The 17,169-nt window shown below is 42.5% G+C and carries 17 protein-coding genes; 11 read left to right on the top strand and 6 right to left on the bottom strand.

The genetic code is table 11. The features are described from left to right. The first annotated feature begins 7 nt into the window (after positions 1-7). Positions 8-340: a hypothetical protein gene (locus AC27HD_RS08700; protein WP_487105126.1), complete on the top strand. Its 333-nt coding sequence runs from the start codon at positions 8-10 to the stop codon at positions 338-340. Between the two features lie 35 nt (positions 341-375). Here AC27HD_RS08700 and AC27HD_RS08695 read toward each other — a convergent pair whose 3' ends face one another. Both AC27HD_RS08695 and AC27HD_RS08690 read right to left on the bottom strand, forming a co-directional pair. After that, positions 376-1,140 (bottom strand): DUF6174 domain-containing protein, encoded by a 765-nt coding sequence (locus tag AC27HD_RS08695; RefSeq protein WP_487105124.1) that lies wholly within the window; start codon positions 1,138-1,140, stop codon positions 376-378. Between the two features lie 238 nt (positions 1,141-1,378). Next, complete coding sequence (locus AC27HD_RS08690) at positions 1,379-2,626, bottom strand: DEAD/DEAH box helicase (RefSeq protein ID WP_487105548.1); 1,248 nt, start codon at positions 2,624-2,626, stop codon at positions 1,379-1,381. Positions 2,627-2,839: 213 nt separating this feature from the next. Between AC27HD_RS08690 and AC27HD_RS08685 the strand changes: the two genes are divergently transcribed. From AC27HD_RS08685 to AC27HD_RS08655, 7 genes are all read left to right on the top strand, one after another. Continuing rightward, a complete protein-coding gene (locus tag AC27HD_RS08685) occupies positions 2,840-3,229 on the top strand; it encodes a PilZ domain-containing protein (protein ID WP_487105122.1) in 390 nt (129 codons plus the stop codon). A gap of 359 nt (positions 3,230-3,588) precedes the next feature. Beyond that, the gene (locus tag AC27HD_RS08680) at positions 3,589-4,794 is read left to right on the top strand and encodes a PQQ-dependent sugar dehydrogenase (protein WP_487105121.1); all 1,206 of its coding nucleotides are present in this window, start codon (positions 3,589-3,591) and stop codon (positions 4,792-4,794) included. A 279-nt stretch (positions 4,795-5,073) separates the two neighbouring features. After that, on the top strand, positions 5,074-5,634 hold the full coding sequence (locus AC27HD_RS08675; protein WP_487105119.1) for a manganese efflux pump MntP: 561 nt from the start codon (positions 5,074-5,076) through the stop codon (positions 5,632-5,634). A gap of 25 nt (positions 5,635-5,659) precedes the next feature. Beyond that, the gene (locus tag AC27HD_RS08670; RefSeq protein WP_487105117.1) at positions 5,660-6,142 is read left to right on the top strand and encodes a GNAT family N-acetyltransferase; all 483 of its coding nucleotides are present in this window, start codon (positions 5,660-5,662) and stop codon (positions 6,140-6,142) included. A 211-nt stretch (positions 6,143-6,353) separates the two neighbouring features. Then, the gene (locus AC27HD_RS08665; RefSeq protein ID WP_487105115.1) at positions 6,354-6,593 is read left to right on the top strand and encodes a hypothetical protein; all 240 of its coding nucleotides are present in this window, start codon (positions 6,354-6,356) and stop codon (positions 6,591-6,593) included. 233 nt (positions 6,594-6,826) lie between these two features. Continuing rightward, positions 6,827-8,656: an Lnb N-terminal periplasmic domain-containing protein gene (locus tag AC27HD_RS08660; RefSeq protein WP_487105113.1), complete on the top strand. Its 1,830-nt coding sequence runs from the start codon at positions 6,827-6,829 to the stop codon at positions 8,654-8,656. A 44-nt stretch (positions 8,657-8,700) separates the two neighbouring features. Then, on the top strand, positions 8,701-9,147 hold the full coding sequence (locus tag AC27HD_RS08655; RefSeq protein WP_487105111.1) for a DUF3015 family protein: 447 nt from the start codon (positions 8,701-8,703) through the stop codon (positions 9,145-9,147). A gap of 115 nt (positions 9,148-9,262) precedes the next feature. Here AC27HD_RS08655 and AC27HD_RS08650 read toward each other — a convergent pair whose 3' ends face one another. From AC27HD_RS08650 to AC27HD_RS08635, 4 genes are all read right to left on the bottom strand, one after another. Beyond that, the gene (locus tag AC27HD_RS08650) at positions 9,263-10,120 is read right to left on the bottom strand and encodes a PA4780 family RIO1-like protein kinase (protein ID WP_032097545.1); all 858 of its coding nucleotides are present in this window, start codon (positions 10,118-10,120) and stop codon (positions 9,263-9,265) included. 286 nt (positions 10,121-10,406) lie between these two features. Then, positions 10,407-11,312, bottom strand: coding sequence for a sensor domain-containing diguanylate cyclase (locus AC27HD_RS08645; RefSeq protein WP_487105108.1), 906 nt, complete (start codon positions 11,310-11,312; stop codon positions 10,407-10,409). A 111-nt stretch (positions 11,313-11,423) separates the two neighbouring features. Further along, a complete protein-coding gene (locus tag AC27HD_RS08640) occupies positions 11,424-14,744 on the bottom strand; it encodes a tetratricopeptide repeat-containing hybrid sensor histidine kinase/response regulator (protein WP_487105106.1) in 3,321 nt (1,106 codons plus the stop codon). Continuing rightward, complete coding sequence (locus AC27HD_RS08635) at positions 14,741-14,941, bottom strand: hypothetical protein (protein WP_032097231.1); 201 nt, start codon at positions 14,939-14,941, stop codon at positions 14,741-14,743. The genes AC27HD_RS08640 and AC27HD_RS08635 overlap by 4 nt, the downstream gene beginning before the upstream one ends. Positions 14,942-15,222: 281 nt before the next feature. Here AC27HD_RS08635 and AC27HD_RS08630 point away from each other — a divergent pair, with 281 nt between their 5' ends. The 3 genes from AC27HD_RS08630 (at position 15,223) to AC27HD_RS08620 (ending at position 17,135) form a co-directional block, all read left to right on the top strand. Continuing rightward, positions 15,223-15,699 (top strand): hypothetical protein, encoded by a 477-nt coding sequence (locus tag AC27HD_RS08630; RefSeq protein ID WP_052010305.1) that lies wholly within the window; start codon positions 15,223-15,225, stop codon positions 15,697-15,699. 5 nt (positions 15,700-15,704) lie between these two features. Then, entirely contained in the window at positions 15,705-15,914 is a 210-nt protein-coding gene (locus AC27HD_RS08625) for a helix-turn-helix transcriptional regulator (protein WP_487105104.1), read from the top strand. Between the two features lie 219 nt (positions 15,915-16,133). Further along, on the top strand, positions 16,134-17,135 hold the full coding sequence (locus AC27HD_RS08620; protein WP_487105102.1) for a hypothetical protein: 1,002 nt from the start codon (positions 16,134-16,136) through the stop codon (positions 17,133-17,135). Positions 17,136-17,169: the final 34 nt, after the last annotated feature.

Raw genomic sequence — 17,169 nt, 5'->3', positions numbered from 1 at the left:
AGAGACAATGGAAACAAAGCTCCCAATATACAAAAAGCTGCTGGTGACATTTCGCGTAGAGCCTGGCTGCCTTGGGCCGCAAGGCCCAGATTACGTGGAAGAATTTTGTGTCTTTGCCAAGCAGAGGCTTAAAAATCATCACGGCCATTGTTTGCGCTGGGCAATTAAACCCCGCTACGACAAATCGCTGCCAGAGTTAGAGTTTCAGTTCAAAAATAGCATTGTGTCTCGTGAGAATGCAGATAAATACATGAACAGCTTCGATATAGATATTGATGTGTTTGAAGAAGGGCTAGAGGAGTCTCTAGCCGACCTCATTGATGTGTTTTTTGAGCGGTAAGAAAGTAGATATAGCTACTTTTCCATCTCGCTTAATTACTCTGGTACTAATTCCACCTCAAGCTCTCTTGGTAAAACATGGCATAAGTCTTTGCCAATACCAAAGTCGTCTACTTGAAACGTCTGATAGCCTGCTTTTTCAACGGTAATTGAATAAAAGCCAGGGCGTTCAGCTAGCATAGCGATTGATTCCTCCCCGTCACATGTACCAGTGGCTGCTTCTGAAAAGTCTTCTTCGCTTACCGTAACCGCTGTATCACAAGCAATGGGTGTGCTTGTAGATTGGTCGGTAACCGACACTACCAAGCCATTTTCCACACTGGTAGTGCAGGTAATGTCGCCTGCTGCAATCACATTACTGACTTCAATGGTGTATTCGTCATCGGCAGTTTGGGAATTACCATCTACTTGAATTCGCGTTGGATACCCAAGCTCGGGATGATATTCAACCTTTAGCGATTCAGCACGGCTCTCTTCTAATGCAATACGGTTGAACAAGCCCGCTATGGTTTGAGAACTAAAGGTATCTTGCGGCAGGGCGACACTATTTTCTATGATGGTTTGCGATTCTACCTGGTTTGCATTTACAACCACCAAGCGAGGGCGGGTAGCATCTTCTAAACAAAAACACGAAATGCTGTAATCGAATTGGTAATTGTCGATGTTCGCGCTTTCCCATTTTGCGCGGTTTGCATTGAGGTCTTCCAACGTATTATCTGAATCGCTGTTGCAGCCAACGAGTAAAAGCATAGCAGTGCAAGTAGTCGTGAAAGTAGCGATATAGCGAGTTAAATTATTCATAACTGTCCTTAGTTTGAGATGGCTCTGAGATTGCTTTGAATGAGTTTTTATTTAGTGCTGAGATGCTTTGAGTTAGTTTTAAAATAATAATGTTGAATAATAACTAATCAACAGCATTGCAAATATCACGCGTCCAATCAATAGAATGTGGCATTTTTGCGCATATTGCACTCGCGGCCTTTTACCAATAACTCCTGCCGCCTGTGACTCCTGCTGCCCAAAAAAGGCTTGCTAACATTTATCGACGCTTTTTACGCCCCTTCGATTTTCTTTTGCCAGCGGGCTTATCAAAAGCTTCGAAATTGCCGTATAAATTTTCTTCTATTTTATCTTTTTTAACCGCTGGCGGTTTCGGCTTTGGTGTAAATTCAGAAATAAACGTCTTTTTAAATTGCCTACCCGTAAGGCGTTCAATTGACCTTAGCTGCTTCGTCTCGTCGTCGCTATACAGTGAAATAGCTAAGCCCTTTGATGATGCTCTGCCCGTACGGCCTATTCTGTGAATGTAGTCTTCAGGCACATAGGGTAAATCAACATTGATAACGCACGGCAGTTGCTGAATATCGATACCTCTTGCAGCAAGGTCGGTACCTATTAAAACTTTTAGGCTGCCATCTCTAAAGCCATCTAGCGCTTGCGTGCGCGCGTGTTGCGTTCTATTGGCATGTATAGATTCTGCTGCAATACCCATTGCTTCTAATTCGTTTCTCAATTCATCTGCACCGCGTTTAGTGCGGGTAAAAACCAATACCTGAGACCAGTCATTACTTTTGAGAAGATGAATGACGAGCTCGTGCTTTCGCTCTTTGTCTACCGGATGCAATATTTGCGTGATATTTTCAATATGATCGTGAGCCGTTGCCAGCTCAATTGTCATTGGGTTGTTGAGCATGGTGGCAGCTAGTGCTTTTATTTCTTTAGAGAAAGTGGCTGAAAATAGCAGCGTTTGACGCTGCTTTGGCAAGAGACTTTGTATAAAGTGAATATGCTCAACAAAGCCCAAGTCCAACATTCGATCGGCCTCATCAAGCACCAACATTTCGATATGCTCAAAATTAATATCGCCTTGTTTGTATAAGTCGACTAAGCGGCCAGGAGTGGCAATTAAAATGTCTACTCCTTGCGCAAGCTCAAATTTTTGAGGCTCAATGCGAACACCTCCAAAAACGGCTGTCGAGCGAATATTCATATCGTCGCTATAGCTTTCAACGTTTTTAGCAACCTGCGCTGCGAGTTCTCGCGTTGGTGCAACAATGAGTGCTTTTACACAATGTGGTTTCGCAGGTGAAGTATTTGCCAGTAACTGCAAAATTGGCAGTGAAAAGCTTGCAGTTTTGCCAGTACCCGTTTGTGCTATCGCAATTACGTCTCGACCATTGAGTACTGCTGGAATAGCTTGTTGCTGAATAGGAGAGGCACTTGCGTAGCCCTTTTCAGTAACAGTATTTACCAATTCGGTACACAGACCTAATTCGCCAAATGACATTGGAGACGATATCGAAGAAGACGCAGAAGATGACACAGATGATGACATAAAGAAGACATTCACAGCTTTTAAAAGTTGGCGATATGATACGTGTTGTCGCGCAATGATGCGTGATTATTTGCCAACTTATTTCTTCTGCTTATTCGAAGGGGCCCGTTAAACGTGGTGTTTTAGTTACGTGGTGCTAAGCTTAAGAAAAATGAGGCAAAAATTATGACGATTGATGAACAAACTGCTTCTGATAAACGGAAGTATCCGCGGTTTAGTCTCAAAGGTGTGCATGCGAATATCATGATAAGTAACCCAGCAGATGACAGCAGCATTTGCTTAAAGGGAAGCATGGTTGATATGAGCTACTCAGGCATTCGAATAAAGTTAGATGCTGCAATGCCCGAGCTTCTTCCTGCCTGCAACGCAAAAAGTAGCAATGTGAAGATTGTTTTAACGCTGCCTAGTTCTGGTATGTGCTGCACCATAAAAGGGGCAATTCGTCATATCAACACAGAGTCTGAAGTTGGCTTGCATTACTCCGACTACCACAAAGAAAACGAGGTCGATGCCTTCATGTTTGAATGTATTAAACATGTAGAGGCACCACATTAAACCTAAGGTTTAGACAACTAGATAAGCAGGCTTACCGAATGTGCTCAGTCGAAATAGACTTTAGTTGAGCCTAACCGCATTGAAATCCGTAAGCATCACTAATAATTATCATTTGCGTGCCATATGTCCTTTTCACTAGCCTTTTGTAATGAGCTTTTGTGTCTCGTCTTTTGTGCCTAGTTTGTATTCGGTCTTCGGTAACCAGTCTTTGATGGACCGCGTGAGGTGGCAAGCGTAAGAAGTTTAACAGGCTCGTAGCGATAAACGCAGACATAGCATATGAAGTTGGTGCTGTGAATTCACGAGCTTTAATTAAGATTCAACATCAGGATGAGACAGCTATTATGCAAACGAGAAATATGCAAAGACAATCTGTTAAAACGCGCTCAATCAATATTCAAACTCTGCCACGGAAAATAGCGTTAATTGTTACGCTAGTTGCCACCTCATACGGAGCCTTAGCTCAGTCTAACTCACCAACGCAGGTGGAAATGTCCGGCAGCGAAGGTACTGTGCTAATGGGCAGCGCAATAACATCATTTGATAACCCTTGGGCCATGGTATTTTTACCCGATGGCCACAGCTTGGTGACAGAAAAGACAGGCGCAATGTGGTTGCTTGATGAAAACCAGCAAAAGCGCGCTAAAGTCGACAATGTGCCTAAGGTTACACCCCGTGGGCAAGGCGGCCTAGGCGATGTGATAGTGCACCCAGATTTTGCGTCGAATAATACTATCTATGTTTCTTATGTAGAGCGAGATGCTAACGATGACGCCTTTAGTGGAGCCGTTATCGAGCGCGCTACGCTCACTATTACTGATAAAGGCGCGAGTCTATCGAACAGAGAGCTAATTTGGCGTCAGTCCCCTAAGGTAACTGGAAACGGACACTATTCCCATCGCATGGCGTTTTCGCCTGATGGTTATTTATTTATCAGTTCTGGTGAAAGACAAAAATTTACACCTGCGCAGAATATGGCGATGAACTTAGGTAAAATTGTACGCCTGAATGCAGATGGGAGTGTGCCAGAAGACAATCCTTTTTATGGCAATGGTGCAGTGACAGAGCAAATATGGTCGTTAGGTCATCGCAATCCATTGGGTATCGATTTTGATGCGCAAGGTAATTTATGGTCGCACGAAATGGGGCCTCGCCACGGCGATGAGTTAAATATTATCGAAAAGGCACGTAACTACGGTTATCCAACGGTGTCCCAAGGCGATCATTATTCTGGTGTAAAAATACCAAACCATGAAGATATTCCTATTTTTAAATCGCCAGAAAAAGCTTGGGTGCCAGCGATAAGCCCTGCAGGCTTTATTATTTATAAAGGGGATTTACACAAAGATTGGCAAGGCGATGGTTTTATCGGCGGTCTGTCTTCACAAGCGTTGGTTCGGGTTAGCTTTAATCAGGATGATAAAGGGAAGTGGAATGTTGAAGAAGCTGAGCGTTACGAATGGGGCAAAAGAGTACGCGAAGTTGAGCAAGATGGTATGGGCAACATATACGTACTTGAAGACAAAGAGGGCGGACGCCTTATAAAGCTTCAAAAAGCTAATTAGACGCAAACTTGACTGGCTGTGTGTTTTTCAAGGGAAGCACGCAGTCCCTCCTGCAAGTCGTCAAAATGTATAGGCTATTGTTTCTCGGTAGCGCTATCGTTCATCAGGTAGGGCATTGTTATTTTCCATTTTTTATTGGGAAGATGTATATCTACACAACAGACAACACTTACTTAGAGTAGATGCCATTGTTTGTCAGGAGCAACGGTATTTTCAACTTTGTAATTAGTCTTGTGGATGTATAATGGACGCCATTTTGCCCAACCGGACCTACAAAAAGTGAACTTCTTCGCCCTAATTCTACTTGCCTTCGCTATGTCTACTGATGCTTTTGCTGCCGCAATAGGCAAAGGTGTGAAGATCAAAAAGCCACGCTTAGGCTATGCCCTCAAAATAGGTCTTACATTTGGTTTGGTAGAAGCAGCCACACCAATAATTGGGTGGTTTATTGGGCGCGCTGCTTCAGGTTATGTGGAGGCTTGGGATCATTGGATTGCACTTGTTATATTAGTTGCGTTAGGTGCTTACATGATCCGGGAAAGTTTTGCTCCGATTGAAGATGAATATAATGCGCCACAAAAGCAGTCTTTCGCCCTCTTATTAATTACTGCGTGTGGCACCAGTATAGATGCTATGGCCGTTGGTGTGGGCCTCGCACTGGTTGAGGTTAATATCGCAATTGCTGCAATGATGATTGGCATGGCGACATTTACCATGGTAACTATTGGCATTCTTTTAGGAAGCGCACTTGGTTCGTTAATAGGTAAGCGTGCTGAGGCATTCGGTGGATTCATACTTATACTGGTAGGCGTATGGATATTTGTTAGCCACACAGTTTAAGTTTTTTAAAAGAGAGCATGTGTAAATGGAAATAAAAGAAGCCTCTATTCAAGATTTTGATCTTATATGGCCTATTTTTCATGAGGTAGCAAAAGCGGGCGAAACCTATGCGTTTCGCACAGACACCTCAAAGGAAGAAGCACTCAATATCTGGGTCAAGACTCCCCGCAAAACTTACATAGCATTGGATGACGGTGAAGTGATAGGTACGTATTATCTTAAAACTAATCACGCTGGCCCGGGAGACCATGTTTGCAACTGTGGTTATATGGTTGCGGCATCAGCAAGCGGGAAGGGAGTAGCAACGGCCATGTGTGAGCATTCTCAGACCATGGCAAAAGAGTTAGGGTATAAGGCAATGCAATTTAACTTTGTTGCTTCAACTAACGAGGGAGCCATTCGCTTATGGCACAAGTTAGGGTATGACACTGTTGGGAAACTACCTAATGCGTTCAATCATCCAGCGAAAGGCTTTGTCGATGCATTGGTAATGTATAAGTGGCTTTAAATCAGCACGGCAAACGCCGTAATGTATTTCTACTCTGTCTAAAACTTGAGTTTACAACTCGGTTTCAAAAATTTATTTAACGGCCTAGTTTTAAGGCTTAGCTGTAAGACTTAGCTATAAGACTGAGTTCAAAAGGCCAACCTCAACAGCCGTATTCAAATAAATAGGGTGGATAAACATCTTAAATCAATAAACATGTTAAGGACAATATATGACTTCTAATACTTCAGACAGTAATCCAAATGATGATAGTAATCAAAACGACCAATCAATAGGCGACTTTGCAGCAATAAAAACGTCAATTGCCAATGGCGACATTGATGAAGTTAAAGCGAGGCTAGACGGTAAATCTCTTAAATCACTGGAAAAGGACTACCTAATAGACCTTGCGAAACTAAGTGGCAACAGTGACATTGTTGATACATTGAAAGCCATCCCGGAAGCTAAATAATTGATAATGCGTGTGTAACGTTTTATTAGTAGTTCGTAAAAAGCCAGTCGTGATTAGTAAGCTGGCTTTTTACGGAATAACTCTAGCCTCAACCTCTCATTCCTCATCATTTTTTAAATTACAGCTTGTATATGCGCATGGCTGCAGGCATATTTATTTCTTCTCTGGATTCAGAGCGTTAACTGTCAGCCCTGACATTGTGAACTTAAATGGATTTATTGTAGGAATCTCTGTTGTACTCCTTTTTCATTCGCTGTTGTATTTTCTTGCTATCAACTGTGCCTCTCGCTTCTGCCACAGGTGTAACTCATGATGTAGATAGCGCCGCATCGCAAAGCGTGTGGAAACAGTTGCTGCATGCTGAGCAAACAGCAGTGTCGTTAAATACTAGCGATGAAAATTTTTACTTAGCAGAAAATGGCTTCAAGAATCCCCATGCAGAGCTCAAAGCAACGATAAGCGCTTTTACTAACAAGCCAACCAGCCAATGCCAGTTTCCTGCGCGTAAGCTCTTTATTAACAAGCATCTGCCAGAGTTGAGCTTCCCTGACGTTAAATGCCCCCGGTATCAAGAATACTTAGATGCATTTTCAACCCAAAGCGCAAGCCTTATATTTGCTTCGGGTTATTTAGGTAACCCTGCGTCTATGTTTGGTCACGTTTTCTTAAAGTTTAATAGCGGCTCAGAAGAGGGACTCTTAGATAACACGTTTTCTTATGGCGCCAAGGTTCCCCCTGACGAAAATAAGCTGGTGTATATCACCAAAGGTATATTGGGCGGCTACCAAGGCAAGTTCTCAAATCAGAAGTATCACCACCATCATTTAACGTATAGCGAAACAGAGCTGCGCGACATGTGGGAGTACAAGCTCAATTTAACCCAATACGATATTCAATTTTTGCTAGCTCATTTGTGGGAGCTGGAAAATGCCACTATGACCTATTACTTTTTTGAGCAAAACTGTGCCTATCAACTGGCAAAGTTGCTTGGTTTAGTGTTCGATAAACCGCTTATTGCTCCCAACAAGATATGGGTGATGCCGTTTGATTTAGTGGTGATGATGCAGCGCCATCAGAGCGAACGAGTCATGTTTAGTGACGTTATTTACCACGGTTCACGTCAACAGACTCTGTATGATCGCTGGCAACAACTAAACCCTCGAGAACAGCAAGTACTCCTAACTGTATTGGAAAGCGCACCTCAAGAGACGCATCAACAGCTTGCATCGCTAACGGATGCGTCTGCGATACGAGTAATAGATACCCTCTACGATTACTTTGCATTTATTGAGCAAAAAGAAGACGACCTTACCGATACGCAAAAAGCGCAAAAGCGGCAGGCCATGATAAAGCGATTTTCTATGGCACCTGTTAAGCCAAATTGGGATATAGTGAAAAGACGTCCTCCCCATGAGGCTCAGGACACTACCCGTATCGGCTTAGCGCTTTACAATTCGTCAGCGGGTGGAATGGCCAGTGAACTAAATTTTCGCGCGAATTATTATGATTTACTTACGCTTAATCCGGGGCGAATTCCTTATTCTGAACTTACCACGTTTAATTTACGTCTTCGGTATCTTGAGGGAGAGGGAGTCTCGATTAAGGAGTTTACACCGGTACGTATTATTAACCTCAATGCATCTGAATCTGGGTTACCACTAGATAGCAATTGGGCTTGGAAGTTAGCCTTTGGTTACCGCGACCAAGCAAATAATTGTGTAGATTGTGGCGCGGGTTACATAGACAGTTTTATAGGGAAGTCTTGGGTATTTCGCCACAACCTTGTGGGGTATGCGGCACTCAGCACTTCCATTACCAGCTCTAATCTGAACGGCGGCTTTATTGCTGTAGGTTCAGAAGTAGGGGGCGTGGCACATGTCACGCCTGAAATAGCAATGTCATTGGCAGTGGGCCAACAATGGTTTGTAAATCAACCATCGAAGGATCTGCACTATCTCTCAGTGTCAGCACGATATGTAATTAATCAGCGCTGGGATGTGAGACTTAATATTGATAACAAGCAAGGTACTGACTTTGGCGTGCTTATTTCGCATTATTATTGAAAATTAAATAAAAAATAAATTTGAAAATCAGAGGAATAAAAAAAATGTTTAAAAAATTAACTCTTGCAGCGCTTTTAACGACTACTGCTTTTGCTGGAAATGTAGCAGCTGATGACAACATCAATGCGTGGAAACACTGTGGTATAGGTGCCATGATTTTTGACGACAATGGCACAGCAGCGGCTATTTCAAACATCATTTGGGATTTAGGAACTACTGCGGTTTCTTCAAAAATTTCATCTGTTGATTCATGTGAAGGCAAAATGGCGACTGCAGCTATTTTCATTCAAAACAACTTCAACAACGTCATTGAAGAAACTAGCCAAGGTTCTGGCGCACACTTAACGGCAATGCTTGATATTCTAGAAGTAAACGAAGCGGACCGTGCAGAAGTGGTTACTGCTGTACGTGCTGAAATGGCAGTATCAGTTGCAACAAACGAAGCAGCTAACCCAGAAGCTTTCTACAACGCTGTTGTAGCAAACATCTAATATTGCTGGGCAGTGGCTTGTGTACCTATAAAATTAGGTAAAGGTGCCGCTGCCCCAATTTAGCTTATGTTTTTAGCTGATGTCGCCTGTAAATAGTTGAGGCTTTTTAGAGTGTTTACTCAGCATCATCCGAAAAGTTGATACGCGCTAAGCGTTCTTTTTCTTCGTCTTCAGCCGCTTGAATTTCTTCAAGAATGGCGCCCACATCCGCATCTTCGTCATCATCTTCAAATTCGCCAGTCAGCGTGGAATTAGGCGTTAAATTACCTTCTTCAAACAAAGCCCACATTTCTTTGGCATAATTCGTATGTAATAGCTGAGGAGCAAATTCACCGTAATAGCGACGCATGTTGTTTACGTCACGGGCAAACATGGCTTCAGCGCTGTTATTGGCCGATGCATTAACGGCTTGTGGCAAGTCGATGATTACGGGGCCTTTACCGTCGACAAGAACGTTAAATTCTGAGAGATCGCCGTGAATTATGCCGGCGCAAAGCATGAGCATTATGTTGTGCATCATCTCTTTGTGCTGCTTGAGCGCCTCATCTTCACTCATTGAGACATGGCCTAACTGAGGAGCTACATCGCCGCTCTCATCTGACACAAGCTCCATAAGCAGCACACCATCAACGCAGCAATAGGTATCAGGTACCCGCACGCCGGCTTCATTAAGGCGTGATAGGGCGTCAACTTCTGCAGTCTGCCAAATCTCTTCCTCTAACTGACGGCCATAGCTTGAGCGCTTACCCATAGCCCGTGCTTGACGACCACCCCGTACCTTTCTGCCTTCTTGGTATTGAGCTGCTTTTTTGAAACTGCGTTTTACCGCGTCTTTGTAAACCTTTGCACAGCGAATATGGTCGCCACAGCGAACAATAAACACATCGGCTTCTTTGCCGCTCATTAAGCGGCTTATTACTGCATCAATTAAACCATCATCGACAAGGGGTTGTAGGCGTTTAGGTATTTTCACAGCGTGCCTACTAAATGGGGAAGGTGTTTAGTCATGTTTTAAAGCATTGCTCTTTATTTAAGTAAATTCAGGCATAGTATATCAGTCTTGAAAATCAAGAGCATTATTGTTGACCATTACTTATACGTATCGTTAATGAGGGGCACGAATTAGAGGCACGAATTTGGCGCATGGATAAAAAAACGAGATAGCCACATGTTTTTTACATTAAAGGAAGTTTAATTTTTAAGCGGATACTTGGCGAGAAAAAGCTGGCTGGATAATATGGGGCGGGTCAACGACACCGTTATTTGAATCTAATTGTGTTCCGCCCGTTTTGTTTTGCTTGATAAAGCGCGTCATCTGCCCGCTTTATCACCTCTTCAGGTGTTTGCTTATGTGTTTTTTTGACTTCTGTAATACCAATGCTTACCGTAATTGAAAACGAGGTCGTGCCTTCAGTGAAAGAGGTTTTTTCAACGGATTGCCTTATCCTCTCGGCAATGACCATTGTCTCCTCTTGCGACGCATTATGAATAATAGCTAAAAACTCTTCACCTCCGAACCTACCTAAAATATCGACTTCTCTAAGTTCTGAAGAGGCAATTTCGGTGAATTTAAGTAGCACATCGTCACCAACAAGATGGCCATGGTTATCGTTAATGGCTTTGAAGTGGTCTAAATCCATGATCATTATTGAGAACGGTAGGTTATCTCGTTCAAAACGAGATAGCTCTTCGCCTAATGCGCTAACTATCTCGCTTTTGTTCCACAGCTGTGTCATAGCATCTCGTCGAGCGCGCTCTTCTAACTCAGCTTCAAGGCGTTTGGTATCGGAAATATCAACCATATAGCCTGTCCAAACTTGATGTCCTTCATAAAATTCATCACTTGGCTTGGAGGACAATCTTATCCAAATAGTACCTTTTGCTGGATTGTTTATGCGAACGTCTGAAACAAAAAAATCGCCCAGTTGGTTCGCACTATTATCTTCTGCTTGCAGTCGTTCTAAGTCGCTTGGGTAAACTATATTCCAAAAATTATCGATATCGTTCATCATGTCTTTAGCGTGTAGGCCTAATAAGTCATTGCTGCCTGGACTTACATACAAAAGGCTCCCATCACCGTTAGGGAATAGCACGTATTTGTATAGAACACAGGGCGCAAACTCCAGCAGGTGTTCTAATTCAATTAAAGATATATTTCTGTGCATTTAAAAAGAAAGTCCTTTTGCAATTCCCATAACGAAAGCATAGTTACATGTTGCTAAAATCACCAATGTTTAAAGCTTGATCAGCAATACGGTTCTAAGTTGCTATATTCCCTAGTGCGCAGAGATGCCGCTAGCATTGAGGTTTGCTTTAACTATTTCATGTATTTCAGCAAGCGCACGACTCATGGTTTCAAGCTGTCTGTCAAAGTCTGTTTCAAAGTCTTCGGCTCGTTCTTCTTGATTTTGAATGGTGAGTTCGACAGCGCGTGTTAATTCAGCAAGTTCATAAGCACCAATGTACTTAAGAGCAGTACTGTAAATATGCACTATTCGAGAAATTGAAAGGTAATCTTTATCAGCAATAGCCACAGAAAGCGCATCAAGCTCTGCTTGCAGTGCTGTAAAGTCGGTAAGCAAAGTTGTATATAAAGATTCATCGTTAAGCAAAGACTGCATCGCTCGTGTTTTGTCGATACGAGTAAGTGCTTTGAGAGGCTTAGCGTCGGCAAGAGTTTCGTACAACTCTTTCGCTTCAATACTGGCTGCCGTGGCTTTATGTTCGCGAATTAAGGTTGCCAGTACACTAAATAGTTTGTCCGGCTCGACAGGTTTGTTGAGGTGAGCGTTCATTCCCGCCGCGATACTTTTGTCGATTTCTTGCTGCATAGCATGAGCTGTCATAGCGATAATAGGCATTGTAAGCTGTAGTTCACCGCGAATGACTTTGGTTGCCTCTAAGCCATCCATTTCAGGCATTTGAATATCCATAAGCACTAAATCAAAAGCGCTATTGCGACGAAGTATATCGACAGCCTCTATGCCATTATTGGCCACTTGAATGTTGGCGTGAGTATCTTTAAGTAAACCTAAGGCCACTTTTTGATTAAGCGCATTATCTTCTGCTAGCAGAATAGTCTTACCGGCAAGGTCCAGAAATCCAGACACATCTGTCTCTATTATTTCTGCACTTGCGCGGTAATCTAGACACAGCTCCTGAATATTATTGATGAGTTCACTGGCTCCGAAGGGCTTTTTGATAAAAGTCTTTATACCGAGGCGTGTTGCCTGCTCACGCATTTGCGCCGACTCAAACGCAGATAGCATAATGACTTTAGGAGGCTTAGCAGCAAACTCTTGGTTCATGATCGCGACAACTTCAAGGCCATCAATATCGGGCATTTTCCAATCTAAAATGAGCAAGTCGTAAGGTGCATTGTTGGCCGTGGCGTTGCGTAATTTAGCTATAGCTTCTTGACCGCCCGTGGCAAGGTCGGCTTCAATATTGGCCATCAATAACGCTTCTGATATTGCGTGCCGTGATAAGCTTACATCATCTACAACCAACACTTTTAGGGCAGACAGCTGCTTAGAGGGAGACACTATCTTCACTGCTAAATTACGTTTTACGTTTACCGTAAAGTAAAAGCTAGCGCCTTTGCCTAACTTGCTCTCAACCCATGTTTTTCCGCCCATCAACGAAGCCAGCTGCTGACATATGGCTAAACCTAATCCGGTTCCCCCATAGCGCCGAGATGTGGATTCATTGCCTTGGTTGAAAGGCTGAAACAGCCTGTTTTTTTCCTCGTTATTTAAGCCAATACCGGTATCTTTTACTTCAAATTCAAGCACTACGCCGTCGGCGACAAGTTCACACCCCACGCTAACAGAGACCAGTCCATCGTCGGTAAATTTAAGCGCATTGCTTAAAAAGTTATTTAAAATTTGCTGTATGCGTAGCGGATCCCCAATTAAATTATGAGGAACATCTCTGGCTATGTGCTGGATTAGCTCAATGTGTTTTTCGTTGGCGCGGGGCAGGTGATAACGAATTGCCTGATTAACCAAAGCGTCAACATTGAAAGGCGTCGATTCAATATCCATTTTTCCCGCTTCAATTTTTGAAAAGTCGAGAATATCGTTCACTACGCTCAATAATGTTTTTGATGCACCTTCGATTTGCAATAGGTTGGTTTGTTGGTCCTTACTTTCGGCCGCTCGCTGGGAAAGTTTGGTAAGTCCGATAATTGCATTGAGTGGAGTTCGGACTTCATGACTCATACGCGCAAGAAAATCAGATTTTGCGTCGGTTGCCTTTTGCAGTTCTTTCGCCAGCTTGTTTAGGGAACTGCGCTGCTGCCGAGTTCTAAGCAACAAGCTTATTACTAACGCTAAAGACAAGATAACGCCGGCAATAAAGTAAAGCTGAAAAGTATTGGTTTTTTGTTGAATAATATTGCGCTGCTCTTTTAACTGATTGTCTTTCTCAAGCAGTTGTATCGTGTCTTCTTTTTCTGCTATTGCTAAACGCACGCGATTTAATGCGAGTAATCTAGACTGTTGTTCGTTAAAACTTTGCTTATAGGTTTCTTGAAACTGTTTTGAATATTGCAGGGCCGACTGATAATCGTGTGTTGATTCAAATAGTGAAATGAGTTGCTCTAAAAACCTAAGCAGCAGCGCCTTGTCGCTCTGCACCTCTTCTTTTTTAAGTCCTGCCTCAAGCTCGCTGATAGCCAGCTCGACTTCACCCCGCTGTAAATAAATTTCAACCAGCTGCAGCAGACGAGGCCCCTCGGTGTATCGAAACCCAACCTTGCGATCTGCTTCTGCGGCTTTGTTGAGGCTTCGTAATGCTTCACTCATATTGCCTTGCGCTATGTATAGCTCTGCCATAGAGCTATATACAATGCCGATAAAGGGGTAATTGATTTCAATCAGAATGTCATCCGCTAGCAGTAGGCTAACTTTCGCATCCTGATAATTGCCTAACTCTTTGTGTGCATAGCCTTGAAAATAATAAGCAATACCTTCACTTTCTCTATTCCCTAATCGTTGCGCCCAGGAAAGATATTGATGGCTAAACGACAGTAACTTTTCAAAATCTTTGAGCGAGGCATACACATTACCCATTGCACTGTATACCGACAGCACTTCGTCGCTATCTAACTGGCTATATAGCTTAAGGGAATGATTCAAGGCATCTAGTGCTCGCCCATGCTCGCCAGAGAAATCTAAAATAAATCCTTCCAACCGAAATGACTCGGCAAGGGCTAATTCGTTATTACCAACCTTGGCATATTCGCGAGCATCTAAAAGCTGTTGATAAGCTGATACATAATCTTGTTTTAAAATATCGCGATAGGCTTTTAAGTTAAGAAGTCGGGCGTGGTGGTAATTATTGGGGTGTTCAGTGAAGTACTGAGAAAGCCCTTTTACCGTGGTTTCTACAGATGGCTCGTTTTGTTTGATGCGCTCTTTAAGAGAGTTTAATAGCGCGGGTGTGGGTTGTATCTGGCCAAGGCCACTTTCTAACGTGTTATTTTGAACAAGCGTACTTCGAAGCGGCATATTTTGCATAGCCATAACTGTTTTCACCGACAAACCAATGAAAACAACGACCACAAAAATAAACTGCTGTACTGCCACTTTCACGTCAATAAATAACTCACTACGCGATTGGCTTTACTAGTATCGCCAAATCGCTTCTTCACTTCATCTATGCACGCTTCGACAAAGCTTGAGAATTCCTTACTATCGGTGATCATCATTCCCTTTTGTCGGTGGCTACAGAATACACTTCCGTTACTATAAGTCAGATTTTTTGCATTTACTACGGCTGACGATCGCACACATACTCTCCTTCAATGAGCCGTTAATGTTTATTTTAAATAAACGGTGTACGTCGAATGGTTCTTTTTTATTAAAATTGGCACATTCACCTTTACTATTTCCACTTCTACTGCATTCGATCTTATTCATAAAAATGTCGAAAAGTAATTTATTTCAATCTCAATGTTAAAAATACTATACATTGAGTAATAAATTAATTACTCTTGGTTCATTGAAAGCGCACCCTCAAGCGTACAATGTCTTAAATTACGTCGCGGTAACAAACTTAATGGAGCTACTTATGAACATGACACTAAAAGAAAAAAGTACCTGGCTATCGCTCATTGCCACACTAGTGATTTTTGGCTCGTACACACTAAATGTAATCAACATTGATTTAGCTAGCGTGTCAGAGCAGCAAGCTATTGATATAGCCATGGGAAATTTGAGTCAGGCTATTTTATATATCATTATTGTAGAAATTATTTTCCAGTCACTTATTGCTGTTGCAGGTTCTAAAGCTGACATAGAAGGTGATGAGCGAGACCGATTTATCGCGTTAACTGCTAACAACAGTGGCTACTGGGTATTAAGTATTGGAGTAGTCATGACATTAGGTCAATTATTGCTACCACATGCACTTGGTGTTGAATCGTCGATAAAATCCTACTTTCCCATCCCATTGTTTGAAGTGCATGTGCTGTTGCTTATGTTTATTCTTTCGGAAATAGTGAGATTTACACATCAAATCATACTTTATAGAAAAGACGCGGTATAACCTTTATGGCTATTACGAATAAAATTAGAGAATGTCGCTTTTTTGCTAACGAGATGACGCAACAAACACTTGCTGAGGCCGTTGGTGTTACGCGGCAAACTATTATGGCTATTGAAAAAAACAAGTATAACCCCTCGCTAGAGGTAGCGTTCAAAATTGCCAAACTCTTCGATAAATCTGTAGAAGAAGTGTTTGCCTATTTTCCTGATGATTAGGGCACCTGGGTGATAAGCCCGCTTGCTTTTTTAACATTAAATATCACGCTACATTTTCGTCATATTACTTAAAAGAGTTAGCGTAAATTGCTACTTCACAGAGCGAAAATTCTTAACTTTATGATTATATTGGTTATTTTTATTTGGCGCTCTTTTTGCTCTCATTCTTCTGACTACTATTTTTACATATCTAGCTAAAAGCAATAATAAGGAAAGACCATGTACACAGATGAAGACCTAGCACATGCGGTGCAGCAAAACATTTTTAGTCAGGGCGATGTAAATAGGTTCAGAGAATCTATCAATACACTGCGTCACAGTCATTTGGTTGATGAAGAGAACTTTCGCCTTATCAATGGCTTTAACGACATCTTTGTTGTTATAGCCAGTGCGCTTTTACTTGGCTCTTTAGCATGGCTTGGCTTTATTATTTCCCCACCACTAGCTGGCATTACTGTGGCTGCAGGTTCATGGGGGTTAGCTGAATACTTTGTCAATAAACGTCGTATGGCATTGCCCGCTATTGCACTTTTACTCGCCTTTCTCGGGGGCTTGTTTGCAACGCCAATACTGTTTAGGCCTGAGGTAAAAGAGTACGCCTTTATTGCCGCAGGTCTTATTACCACCGTTGGCGCTTTAATGCATTGGTCACGTTTTCATGTACCCATTACCGTAGCCGCGGGTACCGCTACGTTATGTGCTTTTGCTGTAGCATGTTTATTTTATGTGGCCCCTGTGTTGATAGGCTACATTAACCATATTGTTTTAGTGTTTGGTTTGCTTGTTTTCGGTTTGGCAATGGTATGGGATAGCAAAGATACACTAAGACAAACTCGTGCTTCGGATACTGCTTTTTGGCTACACCTTATTTCAGCGCCTATGATTGTACATCCTATTTTTAATAGCCTCGGTGTGTTAGACGGCAATAGCGGGCTAATGATTTCCGCTGTGGTGCTTGGTTTATACGTATTGTTAGCGGTTATTGCCATTGCAGTCGACCGCAGAGCAATAATGGTGTCGGCGCTAGTTTATGTTATTTATACGTTTTCGACATTACTGGAAAACGTGGGTTTCGTCACCTATAGCTTTGCCATTACCGGGCTATTTATTGGCTCAACGCTACTGTTGTTATCTGCATTTTGGCATAGCTGCCGAAAAGGGATTGTAAGTTCACTGCCTCAGCCAATACAGCTTAAGCTGCCCGTATTAAAGGCTCAATAAGGGCTTAGCAAAGGCCCAATAAGGATTTAGCACA

The sequence above is a fragment of the Alteromonas sp. 4NS20-0143 genome (genome assembly GCF_057542855.1).
This window is presented reverse-complemented; position numbering and strand designations above follow the sequence as displayed.

Bases quoted from the DNA above. Each gene is read 5' to 3' on its own strand.
- AC27HD_RS08700 (WP_487105126.1), top strand. From the start codon at position 8: ATGGAAACAAAGCTCCCAATATACAAAAAGCTGCTGGTGACATTTCGC.
- AC27HD_RS08695 (WP_487105124.1), bottom strand. From the start codon at position 1,140: ATGAATAATTTAACTCGCTATATCGCTACTTTCACGACTACTTGCACT.
- AC27HD_RS08690 (WP_487105548.1), bottom strand. From the start codon at position 2,626: ATGTCATTTGGCGAATTAGGTCTGTGTACCGAATTGGTAAATACTGTT.
- AC27HD_RS08685 (WP_487105122.1), top strand. From the start codon at position 2,840: ATGACGATTGATGAACAAACTGCTTCTGATAAACGGAAGTATCCGCGG.
- AC27HD_RS08680 (WP_487105121.1), top strand. From the start codon at position 3,589: ATGCAAAGACAATCTGTTAAAACGCGCTCAATCAATATTCAAACTCTG.
- AC27HD_RS08670 (WP_487105117.1), top strand. From the start codon at position 5,660: ATGGAAATAAAAGAAGCCTCTATTCAAGATTTTGATCTTATATGGCCT.
- AC27HD_RS08665 (WP_487105115.1), top strand. From the start codon at position 6,354: ATGACTTCTAATACTTCAGACAGTAATCCAAATGATGATAGTAATCAA.
- AC27HD_RS08655 (WP_487105111.1), top strand. From the start codon at position 8,701: ATGTTTAAAAAATTAACTCTTGCAGCGCTTTTAACGACTACTGCTTTT.
- AC27HD_RS08645 (WP_487105108.1), bottom strand. From the start codon at position 11,312: ATGCACAGAAATATATCTTTAATTGAATTAGAACACCTGCTGGAGTTT.
- AC27HD_RS08630 (WP_052010305.1), top strand. From the start codon at position 15,223: ATGAACATGACACTAAAAGAAAAAAGTACCTGGCTATCGCTCATTGCC.
- AC27HD_RS08625 (WP_487105104.1), top strand. From the start codon at position 15,705: ATGGCTATTACGAATAAAATTAGAGAATGTCGCTTTTTTGCTAACGAG.
- AC27HD_RS08620 (WP_487105102.1), top strand. From the start codon at position 16,134: ATGTACACAGATGAAGACCTAGCACATGCGGTGCAGCAAAACATTTTT.